Origin of the sequence: Protofrankia sp. BMG5.30 (assembly GCF_001983005.1) — a bacterium.
GTDB classification, from domain to species: Bacteria; Actinomycetota; Actinomycetes; order Frankiales; family Frankiaceae; genus Protofrankia; species Protofrankia coriariae.
Genome location: NZ_MOME01000053.1, coordinates 15,133 through 36,596 on the forward strand (window position 1 = coordinate 15,133; position 21,464 = coordinate 36,596).

Annotated in this window: 11 protein-coding genes and 2 pseudogenes; 6 read left to right on the plus strand and 7 right to left on the minus strand. The window is 69.8% G+C overall.

Annotated features, from left to right (window positions below):
* Positions 1-572 precede the first annotated feature (572 nt).
* A complete protein-coding gene (locus tag BL254_RS22260) occupies positions 573-1,508 on the plus strand; it encodes a zinc-binding dehydrogenase (protein WP_047224662.1) in 936 nt (311 codons plus the stop codon).
* A gap of 460 nt (positions 1,509-1,968) precedes the next feature.
* On the opposite strand, the gene BL254_RS22265 is transcribed toward BL254_RS22260, so the two are convergent.
* Together BL254_RS22265 and BL254_RS22270 are read right to left on the minus strand one after the other, a co-directional pair.
* The gene (locus BL254_RS22265) at positions 1,969-3,522 is read right to left on the minus strand and encodes a bifunctional 3-(3-hydroxy-phenyl)propionate/3-hydroxycinnamic acid hydroxylase (RefSeq protein WP_076844963.1); all 1,554 of its coding nucleotides are present in this window, start codon (positions 3,520-3,522) and stop codon (positions 1,969-1,971) included.
* Between the two features lie 589 nt (positions 3,523-4,111).
* Positions 4,112-4,639 carry a MarR family winged helix-turn-helix transcriptional regulator gene (locus tag BL254_RS22270; RefSeq protein WP_083731309.1) on the minus strand — a complete coding sequence of 176 codons (528 nt, stop codon included), beginning with the start codon at positions 4,637-4,639 and terminating at the stop codon, positions 4,112-4,114.
* Between the two features lie 132 nt (positions 4,640-4,771).
* Here BL254_RS22270 and BL254_RS22275 point away from each other — a divergent pair, with 132 nt between their 5' ends.
* From BL254_RS22275 to BL254_RS22290, 3 genes are all read left to right on the plus strand, one after another.
* On the plus strand, positions 4,772-6,475 hold the full coding sequence (locus BL254_RS22275; RefSeq protein ID WP_076844965.1) for an MFS transporter: 1,704 nt from the start codon (positions 4,772-4,774) through the stop codon (positions 6,473-6,475).
* Positions 6,476-7,401: 926 nt separating this feature from the next.
* Positions 7,402-8,481, plus strand: coding sequence for a hypothetical protein (locus BL254_RS22285; protein ID WP_139342453.1), 1,080 nt, complete (start codon positions 7,402-7,404; stop codon positions 8,479-8,481).
* 131 nt (positions 8,482-8,612) lie between these two features.
* Positions 8,613-10,403: an Ig-like domain-containing protein gene (locus BL254_RS22290; protein ID WP_139342454.1), complete on the plus strand. Its 1,791-nt coding sequence runs from the start codon at positions 8,613-8,615 to the stop codon at positions 10,401-10,403.
* A 320-nt stretch (positions 10,404-10,723) separates the two neighbouring features.
* Here the strand turns inward: BL254_RS22290 and BL254_RS22295 are convergent, their stop codons facing one another.
* Positions 10,724-11,197 carry a DUF3592 domain-containing protein gene (locus BL254_RS22295; protein ID WP_047224660.1) on the minus strand — a complete coding sequence of 158 codons (474 nt, stop codon included), beginning with the start codon at positions 11,195-11,197 and terminating at the stop codon, positions 10,724-10,726.
* Positions 11,198-12,695: 1,498 nt separating this feature from the next.
* Here BL254_RS22295 and BL254_RS22300 point away from each other — a divergent pair.
* Positions 12,696-14,099 (plus strand): family 2B encapsulin nanocompartment shell protein, encoded by a 1,404-nt coding sequence (locus BL254_RS22300; RefSeq protein WP_076844970.1) that lies wholly within the window; start codon positions 12,696-12,698, stop codon positions 14,097-14,099.
* 117 nt (positions 14,100-14,216) lie between these two features.
* Complete coding sequence (locus tag BL254_RS22305) at positions 14,217-16,466, plus strand: family 2 encapsulin nanocompartment cargo protein terpene cyclase (RefSeq protein ID WP_047224659.1); 2,250 nt, start codon at positions 14,217-14,219, stop codon at positions 16,464-16,466.
* 408 nt (positions 16,467-16,874) lie between these two features.
* Here the strand turns inward: BL254_RS22305 and BL254_RS29665 are convergent.
* The 4 genes and pseudogenes from BL254_RS29665 to BL254_RS26545 all read right to left on the minus strand — a co-directional run.
* A pseudogene (locus BL254_RS29665) lies at positions 16,875-17,331 on the minus strand (undecaprenyl-diphosphate phosphatase); the annotation flags it as partial.
* 354 nt (positions 17,332-17,685) lie between these two features.
* A complete protein-coding gene (locus BL254_RS22315) occupies positions 17,686-19,440 on the minus strand; it encodes a phosphatidylglycerol lysyltransferase domain-containing protein (protein WP_076844974.1) in 1,755 nt (584 codons plus the stop codon).
* Positions 19,441-19,942: 502 nt separating this feature from the next.
* Positions 19,943-21,058 (minus strand): esterase family protein, encoded by a 1,116-nt coding sequence (locus BL254_RS22320; RefSeq protein WP_235433767.1) that lies wholly within the window; start codon positions 21,056-21,058, stop codon positions 19,943-19,945.
* A gap of 262 nt (positions 21,059-21,320) precedes the next feature.
* Positions 21,321-21,464, minus strand: a pseudogene (locus tag BL254_RS26545) (IS256 family transposase); the annotation flags it as partial.

Sequence of the window (21,464 nt, forward strand, 5' to 3'; positions counted from 1 at the left end):
CCCAGCTGCAGGGCGAACTGCCTACTTGGCCCCATGCCGCCCCTTTCCCCGGGTTGCGTTGACGCTGGAGGCCGTGCGGTCTGTACCAGTCAGATCATTGTCCTGAATTCCCACCTCGAAGGGGGCGCCAGGGCTCCGCATCCGTTCCGCGGGAGGGCCTGCGCTGACCGCTGTGCCCGCGGCCGCGGTGTTGGCCGCCGGCTGGTTCGATCATGAGCCGTGRCTCGAGTGGCTCACCRTCCCCGTCGGTGTGCTCGCTGCCGTGGTTGCCGCAACAGCCGTGGTCGCCGTGTTTGCCGTGGCTGTGGCGTCGGCGGGGGTGTCCGGCGCCGGGACGGGACGGGCGGTCGGGAGGTGTTCTGTCTCCCGGCTGTGGCCGGTGGGGATGGCTCCGCGCGGACCGATCATGTCGAGTGTGGCGATGCTGTTCGCCGGGATCATCACCCATGACTCCATGTTATGGTGCAGACCGCAATGATATACCTATTAGTTCAATACACAGAACCATATGGGAAGTGAGCCGGGATGACTGTTCAGCCCAGAAAGGCCCACCACAGGCCGGAGATGACGCTATGAGATCACTCGTCGTCGACCCGGCCGTGCCGGCCGGGCTGCGTATCGAGCAGCGCCCGGAGCCCACCGTCGGCCCCGGTCAGGTCTTGATCCAGGTCGAGGCGGTCTCTCTCGTCGACCGCGACCTCGAGTACGCGCCACGGATGGTCGGCGCCGGCGGGGTGTGGGGCTTCGACGCGGCCGGGACGGTCGTGAGCGCGGAGCTCGATCCGGCCGCTCCCACCTCCACCCCCGCACCGGCCCCCGGGACACGCGTCGTCACGCTGCTGCCGGCGCCGGGAGCCTGGTCCGAGCTGGTCGTCACCGACGTCGCCGACGTCGCGCCGCTACCCGACTCCGTCGACGCGGCGACCGCCGCCCCGCTGGCCCTGCCCGGCGTCTCCGCGTTGCAGGCGCTCCGGGAGGGTGCCCCTCGACCGGACCAGCACGTCCTGGTCACCGGGGCCTCCGGCGGCGTCGGCTGGTACGCGGTCCAGCTCGCCGCCCTTGCGGGTGCACGGGTCACCGCTCTCCTGCGGGACCCCGCCGACGCGGCCGCGCTACGCCGAGTTGGTGCGGCGTCCGTCGTCACCGACCTGGTGGACGTAGCCGGGCCGGTCGATCTCGTGATCGACATCGTCGGCGGTGCTCTCCTCGCCGGCGCCGTGTCGCTGCTCGGCGAGGGTGGGGTGGCGATCGCCGTCGGCGCGATCTCCGGTGAGCCGACGGTCCTCGCGCCGGACGCCCTCGCGAACCCGGCACGCAGACGGGTTCAGGGCTACTGGGGCCGCTGGCCGCTCGGCCACGACCTACGCGAGCTGGTCGGACTCGTCGCGGCCGGCCAGCTCACCCCGGCCGACCACCCACGCGCCAGCTGGCACGCGGTCGGCGAGCTGGCCGCAGGCTACCTCGACGGGCGCATCCGACGCCGCCGTGCTGTCCTCAAGGTCGACTGAGACGCCGACCGGGACGTCGGACAGGACGTCAGGCGGCCGGCTGGCGGCCCGGCCGGGTAGGCCGATGGACGCTCGGCCGGATACCGGGCCGCCAGCACGGCCACTACAACGCCGGCGGACGCCGCGTGGGGTGGGTAAGCAGAGTTGAGGCCCAGCGACGTGTTTTCCACGGCCTATTGAAGGAGTCGCCGGGCAATACCTTGGGGATTTCAGACGATCTGAGTGACTGGCCATCAAAGCGACGGCCGATCGACAAGGTGAACGCCCGACTGCTGGCCGAGCCGCACGCCGGTCCGCAGATCATGTGATGTCCGAGCTGGCCCGCCAGGCCGGCATGTCCTCTCCTGCGGTCACCGAGCGCGTGCAGCGTATACGGCATAACGGAGTGATCATCAGCCGGTAGTCACGATAGCGCCCGAACGTAAAGAAGATGTTTGAGAATACCCCGTCGGTAGCGGAATCAAGGGTTGGTGGGGCTGGTCAGTGCGTCTGGCAGGCGCGGCGTCGGGAACACGCCGAGCAGGTAGCGGTCTGGCCGGACAACGGCGAAGCTCTGGCGGTTGTGTCGGCTCACCATCCGCAGCACCGTGCCGTCGAGATCTTCGACAAGCGGGCAGGAGGAGAGGATGTGACCTGCCTGGCCAGGGTGGATGATCGTCAGGAGGGTGGCGCCCCGGCTGTCCGCCCATGCCTGGACAGCCGGGGGCAGGTCACCGGCGGGGTCGACRCCAAGTCCGAGAAGAGCCCACGACGGGCCGAGTAGGTCGTCGAGGCGGCCGATCCCCCCGTCGGGGGTGCGCACCGTCGGGTTCGACAGGACCCGACCGGCCCAGCGGCCACCGCCCCGCTGTGGGCGAGCGGCCCGAGGCAGGCGGGTTCGAGGCCGCGCGGCGCCGGAGCGCAGCGCCTGGCTCAGGCCGGGGGTGTGGGCGATAGCGCGCAGCGCCACCCTCAGCAACGCTGCCCGGGTAGGGCTGGTGGTCTGAACGATCCGACCGGCGCGGATGGCCCGAGCGGTGATCGCGGCTACCTGGGGCCGACGCTCCCGCTCGTAGTCGTCGAGCACCTGGTGCCCGCACAGTCCGCCGACGACTTCGGTCAGTCGCCAGGCCAGCGCGGCGGCGTCCCGGATACCCGACGCGAGCCCCTGCCCGGCGAATGGCGGCATGGTGTGCGCAGCGTCCCCGGCGAGCAGCACCCGGCCCACTCGCCACGAGCCGGCCATCCGGGCATGGAAGGTATACACCGCCCGGCGTTCGACCACGACCGAGTCGGGGTCGATCCAGGGCGCCAGTAGCCCCGCKACGGTCTCCGGCTGTGTCATCTGTTCGGGGTCCTCGCCGGGGAGCAACATCCACTCCCAGCGATGCCCGCCAGGCATCGGCATGGTCACCCTCGGYCGGCGCGGGTCCAGAACGAAGGCGATGTCGGGTGGCACGGGCAGTGRCTTGGCCGAGCGAACATCGACGACGAGCCAGGGCTGGGCGAAGGTGGTGCCCTCGTAGCTGGCGCCGATCAGCGAGCGCACGGTGCTGGCCGCGCCGTCACAGCCGATCACCCAGCGTGCCTGGACCACGCTGCCGTCGTCGAGGTCCACCTGCACCGCCTCGGGGCCCTCACGCAGCCCGCTCACCCCCACCCCGAGGCGGACGCCAACCGACGCCATGTCGGCGATGCCCGCCCGCAGGGCACGCTCCAGCGACGGCTGGTGCACGAATGCGCCGACGGGCACGCCGAGTTCCGCCGGCCCCTGGCCGGCCGCAAGCAGCAGGCGCCTGTCCGGCCCGACGAACGTCGCCCGTGTCGAGGGCCGGACCTCGTCGAGCAGGCCGGCCATCCCAGGCAGACGCACGAGCAGCCGCAACACCTCCTCGTCCAGACCCGCGGCTCGGGGGCGGGGATAGGGGGACACGGATGAATCCACCACCAGTACCGACACGCCCCGCTCGCCAAGCAGTGCGGTGAGCACGGCGCCCACCGGGCCGAATCCGGCCACCAGCACGTCCATGGTCATCGCCGCACCCCCAGCTGTCTTCTACGAAGCGTAGAACGAGCGCGAGGGTGCCGCCGGGACTACGACCAGACCTGCCGACTCCGGGCCGGATGCCCCCGTTGCACGCTGGCACCGACGGTCACGCGGTTCCCCGGTCCGATCAGCGGGCCGCTCGAGACGTATCCATGGCGCCGTCGAACTGCGAGGGCACAGTTGGGTGCGGGGTCGGGTGCGACCGGCTGGCTCCACAAAACCTCGCCCACGGTCACGGCTCGCCAGCCGCATGGGCACCGGSCCGTTGACGCGGAAGGGCGCACAGGGAACCAGTGACGCGGCGTGAACGTCGAGCCGGCCACGATCCCCGTGATCGTCGTCGTCCGGTTCGTGGGCGCCACAGCTGCCAGGTTTGCGGAACGTATGTTCGAAGTCGGTGTCGGGGCGCTCGTCCCGACGCTCACTGGACGTCATCCCTGGTCAGTGCCCGCGCGGCGACCGGACGGATGGGGATCTCGAGGCCCTCCATCGAGATCGAACGGTTCTGTGCGCCGCGAGCGCGGAGAGTGAGGCCGGGCTGAGGTAGAAGGCCGTGCTCGACGCGGTGCGGGTGTGCTCAGAGCGGGTGGCGGCCCACCTGGTAGTCGAGGACCCGGCCGAGCAGGCGCGCGAGATCGGCGCGTTCGTCCGCCGACAGCGGTGCCACCAGCTCCTGCTGGGCCGCATCGAGTGTGGCGGTTAGCCGCTCGAGATGGATGCGCCCGGCGTCGGTGATTTGGATGATGTTGCGACGACGGTCGGATGGGTCCTGGGTGCGCTCGACGTGCCCGGCCTCGGCCAGCTCGTTGATCATCTCGGCGACGTCGCTGCGGTCGAAGCCGCAGCGCCGGCCCAGGCTCGCCTGGCTGGATGGGCCGAACTCCACCAGCGAGGCCAGCAGGCCGACGTGAAAACGGCGCGCGCCGATAGCGGCGAACGCCTCGCCGATGATGCGGTGCGAGTACAGGGCGGTCTTGTTGATCAGCCAGCTGGGCGCGGTGCGCAACAGGGTCGGCGGCGCCTCGTTGGACGGCCAACCCGGTTCGACGGCGGACAGGCCGAGCCCGCGCGTCGGATCGGAGCAGGCGTCCAGCGGCGGTTGCATGCCATCAGCCTAGCAATTTCGTTGGTGGAACCCACGAATTTTGTTATTGTTGGTCGATCCAACGTTGGTAAAGCCAACTTTTCTGGAGACGCCCAGCTCACACAGGGACCGAGCGGATCGAGGGTGACGACGATGACTCCTGAGGGCACGACGGACGCGGGCGGGGAGGGGTCCGCCCCTGACCCGCGCCGCTGGCGGGCACTGGCGGCGGTCGCCAGCGGCCAGCTGATAATCGCCGCGGACTTCACCATCATGAACATCGCGCTGCCGTCCGCGCAGCGCACGCTGCACATGTCCGACCCGAGCCGGCAGTGGGTCATGACCATGTTCGCGCTCGGCTACGGCGGCTTCCTGCTGCTCGGCGGCCGGGTCTGCGAGCTGCTCGGCCGCCGCCGCAGCCTGCTCGTCGGCCTCGCCGGGTTCGCCGCCGCGTCGGCGCTCGGCGGCGCCGCGACGAACGCGGCCATGCTGCTGGCCGCGCGTGGCCTGCAGGGCGTCTTCGGCGCGCTGTTCACACCCGCGGTGCTGGCGCTGATCGGGACGACGTTCACCACACCGGCGGAACGGGCCCGCGCGTTCGGGATCTTCGGGACCGTGATGGGATCGAGCTCCGGTGTCGGGCTGCTCTTCGGCGGTCTGATCACCGACTACCTGGGCTGGCGCTACAGCCTCTACGTGAGCGTGCCGATCGCCATCGTCGCCGCTGTCGGGATCCTGGGCTCGGTCCCGGCCAGCCGTGGCGCCGGTGCCCCGGCCAGCCCGGCCGGCGGCGCGGGCGGACGGCTCGACATGGTGGGCGCCGGGCTCGCCACCGTCGGCCTGATGGGTCTGGTCTTCGGATTCTCCCGGGCCGAGACGTACGGCTGGGGCACCGGCGTCACACTGGCCTCGCTCGCCGCCGGGGTGACGCTGCTCACCGCGTTCGTCGTCGTGGAGGCGCGGGTCGCGCGGCCGCTGCTGCCGCTGCGGGTCGTCGCGCACCGCGGCCGCGGTGGCGCCTACCTCGCGGTGCTCTGCCTGGGCATCGGTGTCTTCGCGGTGTTCTTCTTCCTGACCTACTACCTGCAGGCGGTCCTCGGGTACTCGCCAGCGCACGCCGGGCTCGCCTTCCTGCCGTTCACGATCGCAATCATGATCGGGGTGCGGGTGGTCGACCGGCTGATCACCCGGGCGCCGATCCGCGTGATGCTCACCCCGGGGCTGCTCTCGATCGCCGCCGGGCTGGCGGTGCTCGGTCTGCTGCGTGCGGACAGCTCCTACTGGTCGGGTGCACTGCCCGTGCTGGCGCTCGTCGGGTTCGGGATAGGCTGGGTGATGATCCCGGCGAACAGCATCGCCACACTCGACGCCGGCCGGGACGCCGGGGTGGCCGGTGCCGCCGTGATGACCTCCCAGCAGATCGGCGCGTCCCTGGGYCTGGCTCTGCTCGGCACCATCGCCGGGACCGCGACCGCGGACTACCTGGGCTCCCACGGAGCGGGGACGGCCGGGGTGGGCGGTGCGGCCGGTGTGAGCACTGGCACGACCGGCGAACTGGTCCGGGTGGCGACCGTGCACGGCTTCAACGTCGCGAGTCTGGCCGGTGCGGTGTTCCTCGCCGCCGGAGCGCTCGCCGTCTACCTGGTGATCGGTCCGCGCGGAGCCATCGCCACCGGCCACAGCCGGGAGACAGAACACCTCCCGACCGCCCGTCCCGTCCCGGCGCCGGACACCCCCGCCGACGCCACAGCCACGGCGACCACGGCTGTTGCGGCAACCACGGCAGCAGCCGCGACCGCCGGCGACGGGCCGGCTGGCCTCGGTGAGTCCGGGGTAACGGCCGGGGCAACGCCGTAAGGATCATCCGGTCCGCCGGTTTCAGGGCCGGACGGTGGACCTGACGTCGCGGCACCGCCATGTGCCGCCGCAGGACGAGGGGCTCCGTCTTCTTCGAAGTGGCCCGTGCACGCGGAGCGGTATCGATCGGCCCGAGAGCGTTGCCTGTCAGGGCGCAGGGCGCAGGGCGCAGGGCGCATCATGGCCATTCGGCCATTCGGCCATTCGGCCATTCGGCCCGCAGGCTCCGTCCCGCGGGCAGACGCGCAGGTCAACGCCTGAAGCGGGGTTCTGGAATCCGACAGGGCGTTGCGGCCGGCGGACCGCCGGTCCGAGGACGCCGCTGCCACGCTCGCTCGGGGCGGGCCGCTGGTGACGTTCCGCTGGGTGACGTTCCGCTGAGTGACCCTACCGATGATCGTGCCGTCGCTCGGGGCGGGGCGGTGCATGGAGACCGGGAGCCTGCCTGCATCGAAGGTACTGATCGAAGAAGCGAAAAAAACCGTAGATATGTACTTGATAGCCTAATAATGTCCGCGTCTGCGTAGTCATGCCAGGTGGGTCGGGTTCCTGCGCAGATGCGGCCGCGAGCGCGGAATGCGGCTCGTGGGGGCTCCTGCGGCTTGTGGTCATCGGTCGGTGCTCGCGGCCGGGAGCCGGGGACGCGGCCGCATCTCCACCAGATCACGTGCTCTGTCGGTAAAGGGTGATTGGATGATCGGTAAGGATTCGGTGGGGAACACCGTTTTACGTACGGTGTCCGTGAGATCGGTCGGTAGCGGCTCGGCCGCCGTCCTCTGCGCGGCGGCCTTCGCCTGGGCATGGGTGACGCCCGCGCCCGCGGCCGCGGACCCGGTGCCGAAGTCATTTCCTGCTTCAGCGCGCGCCGTTTCTCGACGGAGTTACGCGCACACGTCCGCTGCGTCGAAGTCAGAAAGGGAGATCCGATGGGGATGAAGCCGCTGCGGCATCCTGTCCTAGGAAAAGCGCTGATCGCAGGTGCGCTGCTGGCTGTCACGGTGCCGGGAATCGCGTACGCCAACACGGTGGGCGTCACCGTGAGAACCCCGGGAGCCACCAGCGGCCCCGGATCGGCCTTCTCCGAGATCTCGACCCACGCGGACTGTAGCAGCGGCCTCATCTCCGGAGGTGGGATCAACCAGGCCATCGGCACCGGCTCGTCGTCGAACGGCAACCATGTGATGGGTACCGAGCCCAGCTCCGACGGCAGCACCGAATACACCGGTTCCAGCGGGGTCGTCGGTACCGACGTGACGCACTGGCTTGGTATCGGTGGCAGCGGGGGCGCGGTCAACGCCTCTTTCTCCACCACTCCCTACGCGGTGTGCTTCACCAGCAATCTGATCAACCACACCCAGGTGGTCATGAACAAGATTTCCGGGCCCACGTCCAGCTCAACGGTGGGCCTGGTCACCGCCACCTGCCCGGCGAACACGGTCCTGCTCGGCGGCGGGGCGCGTACCACACCGGCCAGTATCGGCAGCCTCAAGCCGATCGCCAGCTTCCCCACCCTCAACAACGCCGGACACGACTACGGGCAGAAAGCCGCGGCCGACGGTGAGACCAATCCGGACTCCTGGACCGCTGTCGGGTGGAACGGCGGCGGAGGCAACAGTAACAACACGACCTACGCCTACGCGGTCTGCAGCGGGAACAACATCGATGTCAGCGGAGTCACCGTGAAAGTCCGGTACAGCGAGGTGAGCGGCCCGGCCTCAGCCACCACAGGGSAGACAGCGACCGTGGGCTGCGGTGGTCAGGACGGGAAACTGGTCAGCGGAGGTGCCGCCATCAGCGGGGGCAGCGTGACGACCACCGACTTCACCGGACCGGGCTCGGGCGGCGACCATCTCAACGGCAGCTTCCCCAGCGATTCCAGCGGCAATCCCGTCAGCGACGGGACCACCACGGCGGCATACTGGACGGCCTTCACCCACACCGGGGGCACAAGCTCGCCGAACACCTATTCCGACGTCTGGGTGCTGTGCGCCGACGACGGCGTCTGAAAACCGGCAGCACCGGCCCGCGGGCGGGCACGGGCCGAACACGGCCTGCCCGCGGATCACCCATCTCAGCATTCCACCACCTCCGCAGGCCCGGAAAGGCGCCGTCGATTTCCGTGAACCGTCGTTTCATCATGTCCAGAGCCGTGGCGATCGCGGCCGCCGGCGCGACCGGCCTCCTGGCCGCCGTCATGGGGACGCCCCTCGCCGTAGCCGCCGGTCCGGCCGGCGCGGCCGAACCCTGCGGCGCGGGCGGTGTCCTCACCGCATCCCCGCCCACCTGCACCTACACCGCTGTGGGGACGGACACCTTCACCGTCCCGGACGGGGTGACCGCCGTGAGCGTCGACCTGTTCGGCGCCAAGGGCGGCAGCGCGGCCGGCTTCGTCGCTCCGCACCCGCCGAACGACGGCGCAGCCGGCGGGCTCGGCGGCGAGACCCGCGCCACTCTGGTCGTCAGCCCAGGGCAGATCCTCCAGATCACCGTGGGCGCCGCCGGAATCCCCGGAACCTCCCGGCACGGCGAGTTCGCCCGGCCCGGCGGCATCGGCCACGGAGCCGGAGGCGGTGGCGCGCACGGCGGAGGCGGGTCCGGCGGCGGTGGCTCGGACGTGCGGCTCGCCCCCTTCGGCCAGTCCGATCGGCTCCTGGTCGCGGGCGGCGGCGGAGGGGCCGGCAACGGTGGGCCCCTCCTGCACGGAGGCGACGGCGGCGGTCCCACCGGGCAGGCCGGCGGGCAGGGCGGCGGACCCGCGGGGTCCGGTGTCGCCGGCGGCGGCGGAACCCAGAGCGCCCCCGGGACCGGCAGCCCCAACTCCGCTGCCGGCGGCCCTGGCGCCCCCGGCAGCGACATCGACCCCAACACCGGCCAGCCCAACCCGGGCAGCGGGGGCCCAGGGGGCAACGGGGGCGGCGGCGGCAACGGGGGCGGCGGGGGAGGGGGTGGCTACTTCGGCGGTGGCGGCGGCTCCGGCGGCGGGGAGCCCGGCGGCTTCTTCGGGGCAGGTGGCGGCGGCGGAAGCGGGTATGCGACGCCAACAGCGACCAACGTCTCCCTCATCTCGGGCGTCAACCACGGCAACGGCAAAGCGATCATCTCGTTCCGGTACGGAACCACGATCACGCTGACTCCGAGTACATCCACCCCGCTGTTCGGGCACGCCGTCGCCGTCACCGCCACCGTAGGCTCCGCGCACCCGGCCGCGGGCACTCCGACCGGCACGATCACGTTCTCGGACGGGACAACACCCCTGGCCACCGTGCCGGTCAGCGGTGGTCAGGCCAGCTTCAGCACCGGCGCACTCCAGCCCGGATCCCATCCGATCACCGCCAGCTACAGCGGAGACCCGCGTTTCGCGCCGAGCACCACGGCAGGACCTGCCGAGATCACCGTCGGATTCAGCCAACCGTGCACGACGACACCACACCACGGTCCTCTGATCGTGGCCACCGGCCAGTCGCTGTGCATAGGAGCCGGCGGCCAGCAGGACGGACCGGTCACCATACAACCCGGTGGAGCCCTGGCCGTGTCGGGCGCCGAGGTCACCGGCCCCCTGTCCGCCAGCGGCGCCGTCGCGGTCACCGTCTGCCGGTCGACGCTGGCCGGGCCGGTCACCATCCGGACGAGCAGCGGCTATGTCCTGATCGGTGCTGATCACGACGACGTGACGGCCTGCATGGGCAACACCATCCAGGGCCCGCTGCTCCTGGAGGCCAACAGCGGAGGTCTCGAAGCCTCGGCCAACACGATCACGGGACCGGCGCGGATCACCGCCAACAGCGGCAGCGGCCTGCTACCGGAGGACGCTGTGCCCGAATTCGAGGCCAACCATGTCACCGGCCCCCTGATCTGCGGCGGCAACGAACCAGAACTGCGGCAGACCGGCAACATCGTGGACGGGCCGCGATCCGGACAATGCCGATAGAGGCGTTTGCGCGGCAGACTGTTTTTGCGCGGCAGACCGCGTATTGCGTCGTCAACGGCGCCTGGTAGACACTGAGAAGTCCGCCGAGGTTGGCAAGGCCTCGGCGGACCGTCTTGCGCCTCGATTCCGCTGAGCCACTGGTCGAAACTCGCGGGAGCAGTCGATCAGCGTCAGCTTGGTATGGCCTCAAGTTCATACTTTTGCTTGTATGCATGCGTTCGTGTGATCTCTGATGCCTGTCGGCTCCCGCTCCGGCTTGGCGTCCGGTGGGACGTCGGGACTGTCAGTTGGCTGTGTGACAACCGTCCGTACGGCGGCCCCTAGCCGGTCGAGAGGACCCAGCCATTCCAGAGCTCGACCCGGTCGACGCCGATCAGCAGCACGACGCCGACGCCTATGAAGACGAACCCCGACATGGCCAGGAACGGAAGGAAAATGATACTCCGGAATCCCTGGAAGAAATCCGGGGTGACGACGTGGCTCAGGTCGTGCGGCCGGTACAGGATACGGATGCGGGCGCCTACGTCGTGCTGAATCCCCACCGGGTACAGCAGCCGCTCGACCCGACGGTCGCCGCTTCGGGTGACGAAATCAACCGTCGGGGTGTAGCGAGTGTAACGATCGGGATCTTCGTCGACGTCGACGTCGACCACGGTCCCGGTCGTGTAGTGCCCCCGTATCCGGAGCCAGACGCGTTCCAGCGAGGCCTTCGTGCCGGCGATCGCGGAAAATATCAGCAGCGCGCCGAAGCCGATTGTGAACAAGCAGCCGAGAATCTTCAGGATCAGCCCCATGCCCAGTATGGTAAGGACTCGCCGTCCGTCACGTACGAACCCGCGCCGACGTCGGAGGTCATGGATTTCCGCGTTCGCATACGTCGAGATGTCGGACGGTGTTCAACAGGTGTTCGGCGGAAATTCAACGAACGTCGCGACTTTCGGGCCCGCCGGCTGGAGGGTGCCGAGCCGAGCCGAGCCGAGCCGAGCCGTCGCTCCGTCGCTCGGGCGGGATTTTCCTGGCACTGCGCGGCGGCCTGCCGCCGGAAGCCGCGCCGGGAGGCGGCCGGCTGTATCCCGGTGGCGGGAATGCCCGTTCCTTGCTGGGCCCGCGGGGCTGGGGCGGTAAGATCCCGGATCTTCGTCCCGAGGTCGCCGGCGAGGGCCTTCTGGCCGCCGGTTGATCGTTAGCGGCCCGCACGACCAGAGGCGATCAGTAGGTGGCTGCCGCGGCGCCCGCATCCTCCTGCCCGTCATGTCAGCCCGATCATTTGCGATCTTTATAAAAACACAACCAACGCACATAAACTGCAAAAGCTGGGCTGGGGAACTAGTACGAAATGACTGGAGGGTGGGAGTGTCTCGTGGATATTAGTTGCTAGTAGCGCTGGCGCTTCTGTAACTCACAGTTAACTTTTGATCACTTGAGGGCGTGTCGGGCGCTGGGTGGCCGGCATCCTCCGAAGCCTTGGTGAGTTGTATCGCTATGACTTTCGGGTTGCCGTTGCAGGCATGCCCGGTGAACGTCCCCACTCGCCGGCCGGCCCGGAACGGCCGCGTCATGGGGCCGCATGCCGGTCGCCGCCGATGTGGCGGGGGGAATTGGTTGAATGATCGCGTTCCGATGGCCGGCCGAGCTGGCTGCGGCACGTTGCCCGGAGACGTTTCCTGTCGCGGCTTCATCACCATTTACTGTCCGTAACCGACAAGATCGGTCAGTGGACTAGACGGGCCACCTTCCGGGCCAGTCCTCGAGTAGTTCCGCAAAGTGCTTGCCGCCCGTGGCTCCGATGGAGGAAGCTGCCGATGCGCGGCCACGCGCTTACCGACGGCAAACAAAGCACGTGTCGCCGAACCGCGCGACATGCCGGGGGGTTCACGGGTATGAAGCTGCCGACCGCGCGATCATCCGAACAGATGGGGGGCGGAGATCATCCGTATGCGTTCCTGGAGATCTGATCGGGCTGCTGGCCCGGCCGCGTCTCCAATGCCGATACCGCGGCCGTAGGGATGCCACGAGAATCCCCGCCACTGTCTTTCCCGCGTTCCGCGGGAGTCCTCGGAAAAGATGGCACGGCGCTGTCGGAGCAGCGCCGGCGCCGCTGAGGGCCAGAAATTCTCGGGAAAGTACCGGAACAGCCCTGACGAATCCGGCCGGCCGTCCCGCGACCCCCGCGGGGGCACCGACCGGACAGTGCATCGGTAAGGGCACGGCGTACCGCCGCGCCCGGTTGCCCCGATCCCTGGAAGAACCACAAGAGAGTCCCTGGAAGAACCACAGAGAGGTGGAGCCCGCATGACCGAGCCCGTATCGACCGACCCCGGCGTGACCGGCGAGGACCCCCGGCTGAGCCTGAGCACGGCGGCCGCGCGCAACCTCGCGACGACCACCAAGTCCGTCCCGCAGATGCAGGAGATCACCTCCCGGTGGCTGCTGCGCGTGCTGCCCTGGGTCCAGACGGCCGGCGGTGTCTACCGGGTCAACCGGCGGTTGACCTACATACTCGGTGACGGACTCGTCACGTTCACCTCCACCGGATCCGAGGTGCGGGTGGTGCCCGGCGAGCTCGCCGAACTGCCCGCCCTACGGGGCTTCGACGGCGACGCGCTTGCCGGTCTCGCCGACCGCTTCGCCCAGCGGGAGTACGCGCCGGGCGACGTCCTGGTGGAGACCGGCGCGCCGGCCGACGCGGTGTTCCTCGTCGCCCACGGCAAGATCGGGAAATTCGGCCCGGGTGAGTACGGTGACGAGCRCTCCCTCGGGGTGCTTGCCGACGGCGAGTACTTCGGTGACGAGGTCCTCGTCGAGTCGGACCTGACCTGGGAGTACACCGCCCGCGCCCTGACCGCCGCCACCGTGCTCGTGCTCACCCGCGAGCAGTTCGCCGAGGTCGTCGAGCGGGACACCGCGCTGCGCGGGCACCTGGCGGACTACCGCTCCCGCCCGCAGCCGCCGCGCAACCGGCAGGGCGAGGCGGAGATCGCGATCGCGGCCGGGCACAGCGGCGAGCCGGACCTGCCGGGCACGTTCGTCGACTACGAACTGGCCCCGCGTGAGTACGAGCTCAGCGTCGCCCAGACGGTGCTGCGCATCCACAGCCGGGTGGCCGACCTGTACAACGAGCCGATCAACCAGCTGGAGCAGCAGCTGCGGCTCACCGTCGAGGCACTGCGCGAACGCCAGGAGTACGAGCTGGTCAACAATTCCGACTTCGGCCTGCTGCACAACGCCGACCTGCGCCAGCGCATTCACACCCGCTCCGGCCCGCCGACCCCGGACGACCTGGACGAACTGCTCAGCCGGCGGCGCAGCACACACTTCCTGCTCGCCCACCCCCGGACGATCGCGGCCTTCGGCCGGGAATGCACCGCGCGGGGCATCTACCCGGCGACCGTCCTGTTCCACGACCAGCACGTGCCGGCCTGGCGCGGCGTCCCCCTCCTGCCGCTGAACAAGATTCCGATCAGCGCCACGGGAACGACCTCCGTCATCGCGTTGCGGACCGGGGAGGAGAACCAGGGTGTGATCGGCCTGCACCACACCGGCCTCGCCGACGAATACGAGCCGGGGCTGTCCGTCCGGTTCATGGGCATCAACGAGAAGGCGATTATCTCGTACCTGGTGACGACCTACTTCTCCGCCGCCGTCCTCGTTCCGGACGCGCTCGGAATCCTGGAGAGCGTCGAGATCGGGCGCTGAGCCCGCCCACCGGCGCGTCGCCGCGGTCAGCGCGCCGCGGCGACGCGCCGATATCGGTGACGCCCTCCGGGCGCGACCGCCCGCACCAGCGGCAGAGAAGGGTTTTCCCGGAGAATCATGCAGCCTTTCACCCTCCCCGAATTCTACGTGCCCTATCCGGCGCGCCTGAGCCCCCATCTGGACGTCGCCCGGGAACACAGCCGGGCGTGGGCCCGGGCCATGGAGATGATCGACCCGCCCGAGGGCGGGACCGCGATCTGGACCGAGCGGGACCTCGACGCCCACGACTACGCCCTGCTGTGCGCCTACACCCATCCCGACGCCACCGCCGAGCGGCTGAACCTCGTCACCGACTGGTACGTGTGGGTCTTCTACTTCGACGACTACTTCCTGGAGCTCTACAAGCGGACGCACGACATGGCGGGCGCGCGGGCCCATCTCGACCGGCTGCCCGCCTTCATGCCGGTCGACGGCGAGATCACCGAGGAGCCGACGAACCCGGTCGAGCGCGGGCTCGCGGACCTGTGGGCGCGGACCGTGCCGGCCAGGTCCGCCGACTGGCGGGCACGGTTCGCGGTGAGCACCCGCAACCTGCTCGACGAGTCGCTCTGGGAACTCGCCAACATCAACGCCGGCCGGCTGGCCAACCCGATCGAGTACGTCGAGATGCGCCGCAAGGTCGGCGGTGCGCCCTGGTCGGCGAACCTCGTCGAGCACGCCGCGGACGCCGAGGTCCCGGCCGCCGTCGCCGCCACCCGCCCGCTGCGGGTGCTGCGCGACACCTTCGCCGACGCGGTCCACCTGCGCAATGACCTGTTCTCCTACGAGCGGGAGGTCACCGAGGAGGGCGAGCTCAGCAACGGGGTGCTGGTCGTCGAACGCTTCCTCGACATCGGCACGCAGCAGGCCGCCGACGCCGTCAACGACCTGCTCACCTCCCGACTGCACCAGTTCGAGCACACGGCGGTCGTGGAGCTGCCGGCCGTCCTGGACGAGTACGGCATCGACCCGGCGGGACGGCTCGCGACGTTGGCGTATGCCAAGGGCCTGCAGGACTGGCAGTCCGGCGGCCACGAGTGGCATCTGCGCTCCAGCCGGTACATGAACCGCGAGGTAGCCCTCGACGCGGTCCCGGCCGGTCCCGGGCTGCCCGTCGGGGTGGGCGGGCTGCCCGGCCTGCCCGGCACGCCGAGCCTCGGCACCTCGGCGGTGCGGGTCGTGCCGTCCCTGCTCGCCACCGCGCCGCGGCGGCTTCGGTCCCATGCCAACGTGCCGTTCCGGGTGGTCGGGCCGACTCGGCTGCCCGAGTTCTACCTGCCATACACCACCGGGCGCAGCCCGCACCTGGACGCCTCGCGACGCTCGATCGTCCGCTGGGCAGGTGCGATGGGCATGCTGGAGCCGGTCCCGGGCATCTGGGACGAGCACAAGCTGGTCGCGTTCGACTTCGCCCTGTGCTCGGCCGGCATCCACCCGGACGCCTCCGCGGCGGAACTCGACCTCACCACCAGCTGGCTGACCTGGGGCACCTATGGCGACGACTACTATCCGGTGGTCTTCGGCCGGAGCAGGAACCTGGCCGGGGCCCGGCTGAGCAACGAACGGCTGCGCGCCTTCATGCCCCTCGACGGCCCGGCCATCGAGGTACCGGCGAACGCCCTCGAGCGCGGCCTCGCCGACCTGTGGGAACGCACCGCCGGGCCGATGGAGCCCGCCGCGCGGGCCGTCTTCCGCCACGCCGTCGAAGTGATGATCGACAGTTGGCTGTGGGAGCTGGCGAACCAGGCGGTCAACCGCATCCCCGACCCCGTCGACTACCTGGAGATGCGCCGCGCGACGTTCGGCTCCGACCTGACGATGAGCCTGTGCCGGCTCGCCCGCGCACACACCGTGCCGGCCGAGATCTTCCGCACCCGGCCGATACGGTCGTTGGAGAACGCCGCGGCCGACTATGCCTGCCTGCTCAACGACGTCTTCTCCTACCAGAAGGAGATCCAGTTCGAGGGCGAGATCCACAACTGCGTGCTGGTGGTCGAGAACTTCCTCGGCTGCGGCCGCGACCGTGCGGTCGAGGTGGTGAACGATCTCATGACCGCCCGGATGCGCCAGTTCGAGCACATCGTGGCCGAGGAACTGCCGGTGCTGTTCGACCAGCTGGAGCTCGACGGCGACGTCCGCGGCGCGCTGCTCGGCTACGTGCGGGAACTGCAGAACTGGCTGGCCGGCATCCTGCGCTGGCACGAAGGAACCCACCGCTACGAGGAGACCGAGCTGCGCTACCACCCGGCCGTGGACCGGCGGCCCTTCGGTGCTCCGAGCGGGCTGGGTACGTCGGCAGCGGACGTCCGCCGGCTGGTCGCCCGATAGACCATCCCACCCCCCGGGCCGGCGGAGGCCCAGGTGAGAGCGGTGATCCGGGCACACCGCCCGCATGGCTGGAGGCGACCGGACGGGGCATCCGCGCCGTCCGGTCGGTTCCCCGAACCCCCGAAGATTTCGCCCGGGTTCGCCCACAGCCGGAACAAAACCACTGGATCAACGAATATTGCGTACGACCGGAGCGGACAGCGCGGGACTTCCTTCCGTTGTTTCCGGCCGAATCCTGCCCGCGGCGGCACCGACGGACAGCGGCGCCGGGCCAGCCGATCCCGGGGTGGTGCCTTCAGGAGCGCCCGTGGCGGGCGTCGGAGTCGGTCTCCCGGCGGTGAACCTGCCGGTGATCGGCGCCGTCGTCACCGGAGCGGGCGCGGACCCGGGTCCGCGGGGCGCCGTGTTCCTCCGCCGCAGCCGCTCTCCAGCGAGCAGCACGCCACCGTTGACGGTCAGGAACAACGTTGCCGACAACGGTTTGCCGAGCGTGGCGCGGAAAGTGTGCTCCAGCAGGAGACCGCTGACTCCTACCGGAACCGTCGCGATAACCAGTAGCCAGCCGAGTCGCTGGTCGGATGTCCGGACCTGGCGGTCCCGTGCCGATATCGCCAGACCCCTGGTGATCCGGACCCAGTCGCGCCAGTAGAACGTGATCAGAGCGATCGCGGTAGCGACGCGCACGGCGACGATGAAGGCCCGGTAGGGCGACTCCGGCGCGGGAGACGTCCAGGTCCCGCGCCCAGCTCCCACCGATTCACGCGGGGACGAGCACGCTGTGCCCGAGACCGGACACCGGAAACAGTTCCGTGATCCCTTGTAGGAGACCGATCGTGCCCGTCTCGACGAACCCGAAATGCCCCATCGGYGCTTTCCCTTCTTTCGGCGAGGCGTCAGGCCCGCCTGATTCCCGACGGGGCAGTCCGGCCGCGACTGTCTGCCCGCCGAGCGGCGGGTCGGTTCACGATTAGGATCATGTGAAAACGGTGTACGCCAAACGGGCGATCGGGGCCGGCCGCGCTCTGAGCGCTCCCCGGCGTTGAGGGGGCGTCCACGTGACTCCGGCAGATCTTGTTTCATGATCTGAGAGGTGGACGAGATCTGAGGGGCGGGGTGCGTGACGGCTGTTGCCGCCGACACCGGCGGTGTTGAGCCGGTGCGGCCAGCGGCGCACGGTATGCCGACGCCGGCGCGGAGACAGAACGCGGGCCACAGCAGGTCAAGAACGTCGTTGGTGGCGGTCAGGCGAAGCTGTCCGCGCGGCGCCGCCGCGTAGACGGGTGCTGGGGCGGGGCAGGTACCCGCGCCAGCGTGACCATACCCAGCGTGGCCATACAAGGAAGGCCTCGGCCTCGAGCATGGCCAGCGCGATCCGGGGCAGGTCCGCGGACGCGGGATAGCAGACGTACCGGGACAGCCAGGTCGGCTGGAACTTGGCGTTGAACCGGTACAGGCTGTCGATCTGGAACCAGCGGGACAGGAACATCAGCAGACCGCGCCACGAGCGCAGCACCGGCCCCGCRCCGAGCCGTTCGCCACGTTCGAGCGCGGACCGGAAGACCGCGAAGTTCAGCGACAGCCGCTTGACACCGAGATCCCGGGCCCGGCGGACAGCGCTGACGATCAGGAACTCGTTGAGTCCGTTGTCGGCCGCCCGGTCGCGCATCATCGCGTCCAGCGACAGGCCTGTGCGCCCCCAGGGCACGAAGTGCAGCACGGCGCGCAGCCGGGGCTCCGCGCCGTGCGGTTCCGCGGAGAAGGCCATCACCACGACGCAGTCGCCGTCTGCCGCATCGCCGATCCGGCCGAGAGCCATCGAGAACCCCCGCTCGGTCTCGGTACCTCGCCAGACCGCGACCTGGGCCCTGAGCCGCGCGACGTCCCGCGGCTCAAGATCGCCGATCCGCTGGACGATCGCTGTGTAGCCGGCGCGCTCCACCCGGGCGACAGCCTGGCGGACGTTGCGCATGGTCCGGCCTTCCAGCGTAAAGCCGGTCGTCTCCAGCACGGCTTCGTCCCCGAACTCCAGCACCGACAGGCCCGCGCGGGTCCAGGCGATGCCCCCTGCCTCTGAGCAGCCGATGACTGCCGGCGTCCAGGCGTGGTCGGCCGCCTCGCGGAGGAACTCCCTGATGGCGCCGGGCCACGCTTCCCGGTCACCGAGCGGATCGCCGCTGGCAAGCATCACACCGGAGACGACACGGTAGGCCACACAGGCCTTCCCTGTCGGTGACCAGACAACCGACTTGTCCGATCGCAACACGAAGTACCCCAGTGAGTCGGCATCACCGTGTCGGGCCAGCAGGGCACGCACCCGGGCCTCGTCCTCGTCGGTCAGCCTCGGCCGCGGCTCGGGGGGGCGCAGCGCGAGATAGGCGGTGGTCCCAATGGTCAGCACACCCATCGTCAGCAGCGTCMGAAAGGCCAGGTCGGCGAAACGGTGGGAGGTGAACTCCAGCGGCCCGGGGATACCGGCCAGCCCCAGGACGACCTGTTCCAGCTGGGCGGACAGCGGTTGCGGGCCGGCAATCCGATTCTCGCGCAGGTGCAGCAGCAGAAAGCCGACCCCAATCGACACCACCGTGAGCAACAGACCGATCCCGAGTGCCCGCCAGCGTGTCGTCGGGTCGCCCTTTGCTCGGAACTCCTGGTGAGCCAGGAGCAGGGCGACGAACAGCGCGGCCGACCCGGCTGCCTCCTCATAGTCCAGTCCTTTGACTATGTGCAGGACCACGCTTGTCCCAAGGAGAACCACCGTGGCCCGCCACGCCCGCCTCTTGCGTCGCCGCAGTCCGGCCGCGAGCAGCACCAGCAGCATCCCCACCACGACGGTGAACGCGGAGGCCTGCCGGGAGACCGCCATGGGCAGCAGCGCCTGTAGGTCCTCCAGCCGCGAATGCCACTCCGGAGTCAGCGAGGACCCGATGTCCATCAGGCCGATGGCGAGCGTCAACAGCGCGGCGATCCGCGGCACCCACGGCCGCCTCCAGGCCCACAGCCCGAACCGACGCGGCCCGGAGCCGGATGCGGCGCGTCGCGGGGCGTTCGAGGGACCCGTCCTCGTATTCGCGTTCGCTGTCTTCAGAGGCGCTGCCGGGTCTCTCGATCGCGGCGGGTTGCCTGGCTTCTGCCGCGCCGGGCGGCTTGGACGTGGGCGGATCCGTAACGGCTTACCAGTAAGGTCGGAGCGCGACCGCGGACGTGGCCATCCGCGGCGATTGCCGGAGATCCGATCAGCTGTCTCGGCAGGAGACTCCCGCCGCTTCGGCGGGTCTGGCGAAGTGTTGGTGCCGCTGAAGATGCTCACGATCCTTGTTACCCCYTTTCGGGTGAGCCCCGGGATCCGTCAACACTGTCGTATCGGGACAGCGAATTCGCACAGGCCGGCCTGCCCTGCCGACAAAATGGACGGGATGTGCCTTCTCCCTGTACAACGCAACAGCCCTCTGCCTCTCCACCTTCCGCCCCGCTGCCCCTCAGGCGGCCGCCACCCTGGCGTGAAGGTGCTGGAGCACACGTGTATGACGGTCAGTCGATGCCGGGGAGGCGGTCGGCACCGCCCACTGAAGGCCGTCGCGGAGCGCCGGTCGCCACACGTTGAAGTCGTGGCCGCCGGGCCTGAGCCTCAGAACGGTGGTGAATCCGGGGCGCCGCGACAGGGTGAGTGCCATGTTTCTGGTGTCGTCCAGGGACTCGCGGTCGCCGCGCCCACAGTCCAGCCACACCCGCATCGGCGGGTCCGGCAGGAGCGCGAGTGCGTAGAGCGCCGGTGTGTTGGCCGCGGCGACGAAGGCGAGATCCGGCCGGTTTCCGAACAGCCCGGCCATTCCTCCGTCATGGGTCGGTCTGGTCATCCCGGACATGTCGACGATCGTCGCGATGAGGTCGCGATGCCGCAGGCCGAGGTTCAGCGCGCAGTACCCGCCCGCGGACATCCCGGCCAGGATCCGGTCGGCCCGATCCGGGATGGTCCGCAGCCGCGCGTCGACCGTCGGAATCACGTCGTCGACCAGGTAGGTTTCGACGTGTTCCCCAGGGCGGTCGACGCATTCGCTGTCGTCGAGCCAGCCGTGGCTCAACCGCGGGGCGACGAGGATCGCGGGCTGGCCGTCGTGCGCGAGCATCGCACCAACCTGCGCGGCCTGGCCTCCCCGGTACCAGTCGACCGGAACGCCTGGCGACCCGTGTAACAGATAGACGACCGGGAACCGGGTATGCGACTCGGTGAAGTACTGCGGCGGAAAATACACCAGGGCCTCCTGAGTTCCGAACCCACTGTGGACCCCGGTGACCGGCAGGCCGACGACCGAGCCGTCGGGATGCGGCCGCGGCGCCTGGCCGACTATTTCGTGTGCCGACGCTGTCGGCCAGGATTGCACCCCGATRACGTCGTCGAACCGCGGCAGGTAGCCGTAGTGGGCGTTGACCAGGTCCGCCACCGTCGCCAGCGTGAGTAGCAACGCCAGACTTCCCAGGCCGACCGACACGGCCCGTTCTCGACGCGCGAGCAGCGCGCAGCCGGCCCCGCAGATCGCCGTCAGTCCTGCCAGGGACAGCAGGAACCATTTCCCGATGATGGCCAGGGATCCCAATCCCGCCCCCGTCACACGATCGTCACGAACGCGAGGGCCTCCGGCCGTATCCTCCGTGGCCTTCCCTCGCCCGCGCGGGTGTCCCACCCGCGGGTGCTTGTTGTCATCGGCGCCGCCTGAAACTCCCTTCGGCGGGATGAAATGCTCCTCAACTGTCTGAAGCGCTCGCTAATTGGCGTCGTGTTCGTCCGCGCCCGGTTCGGGAGGCGGGCGCGCGCTGCCCGGGGGAGTGTCTCGTGATCAGTGTTTCCGGCGGATTTGATCAGTAGGTCTCAGCGGACGGCCAGCGGTCACTAAACGTGATTGCCATCGCGTCGATCACGGGTTTCCACCGGACAGCCCACCGGGCGCGGCCGGTCCCGGTCGGATCCAGGCTGCGGGTCACAAGATACAGGCATTTCAACGC

Bases quoted from the DNA above. Each gene is read 5' to 3' on its own strand.
- BL254_RS22295 (WP_047224660.1), bottom strand. From the start codon at position 11,197: ATGGGGCTGATCCTGAAGATTCTCGGCTGCTTGTTCACAATCGGCTTC.
- BL254_RS22260 (WP_047224662.1), top strand. From the start codon at position 573: ATGAGATCACTCGTCGTCGACCCGGCCGTGCCGGCCGGGCTGCGTATC.
- BL254_RS22290 (WP_139342454.1), top strand. From the start codon at position 8,613: ATGTCCAGAGCCGTGGCGATCGCGGCCGCCGGCGCGACCGGCCTCCTG.
- BL254_RS22305 (WP_047224659.1), top strand. From the start codon at position 14,217: ATGCAGCCTTTCACCCTCCCCGAATTCTACGTGCCCTATCCGGCGCGC.
- BL254_RS22270 (WP_083731309.1), bottom strand. From the start codon at position 4,639: ATGCAACCGCCGCTGGACGCCTGCTCCGATCCGACGCGCGGGCTCGGC.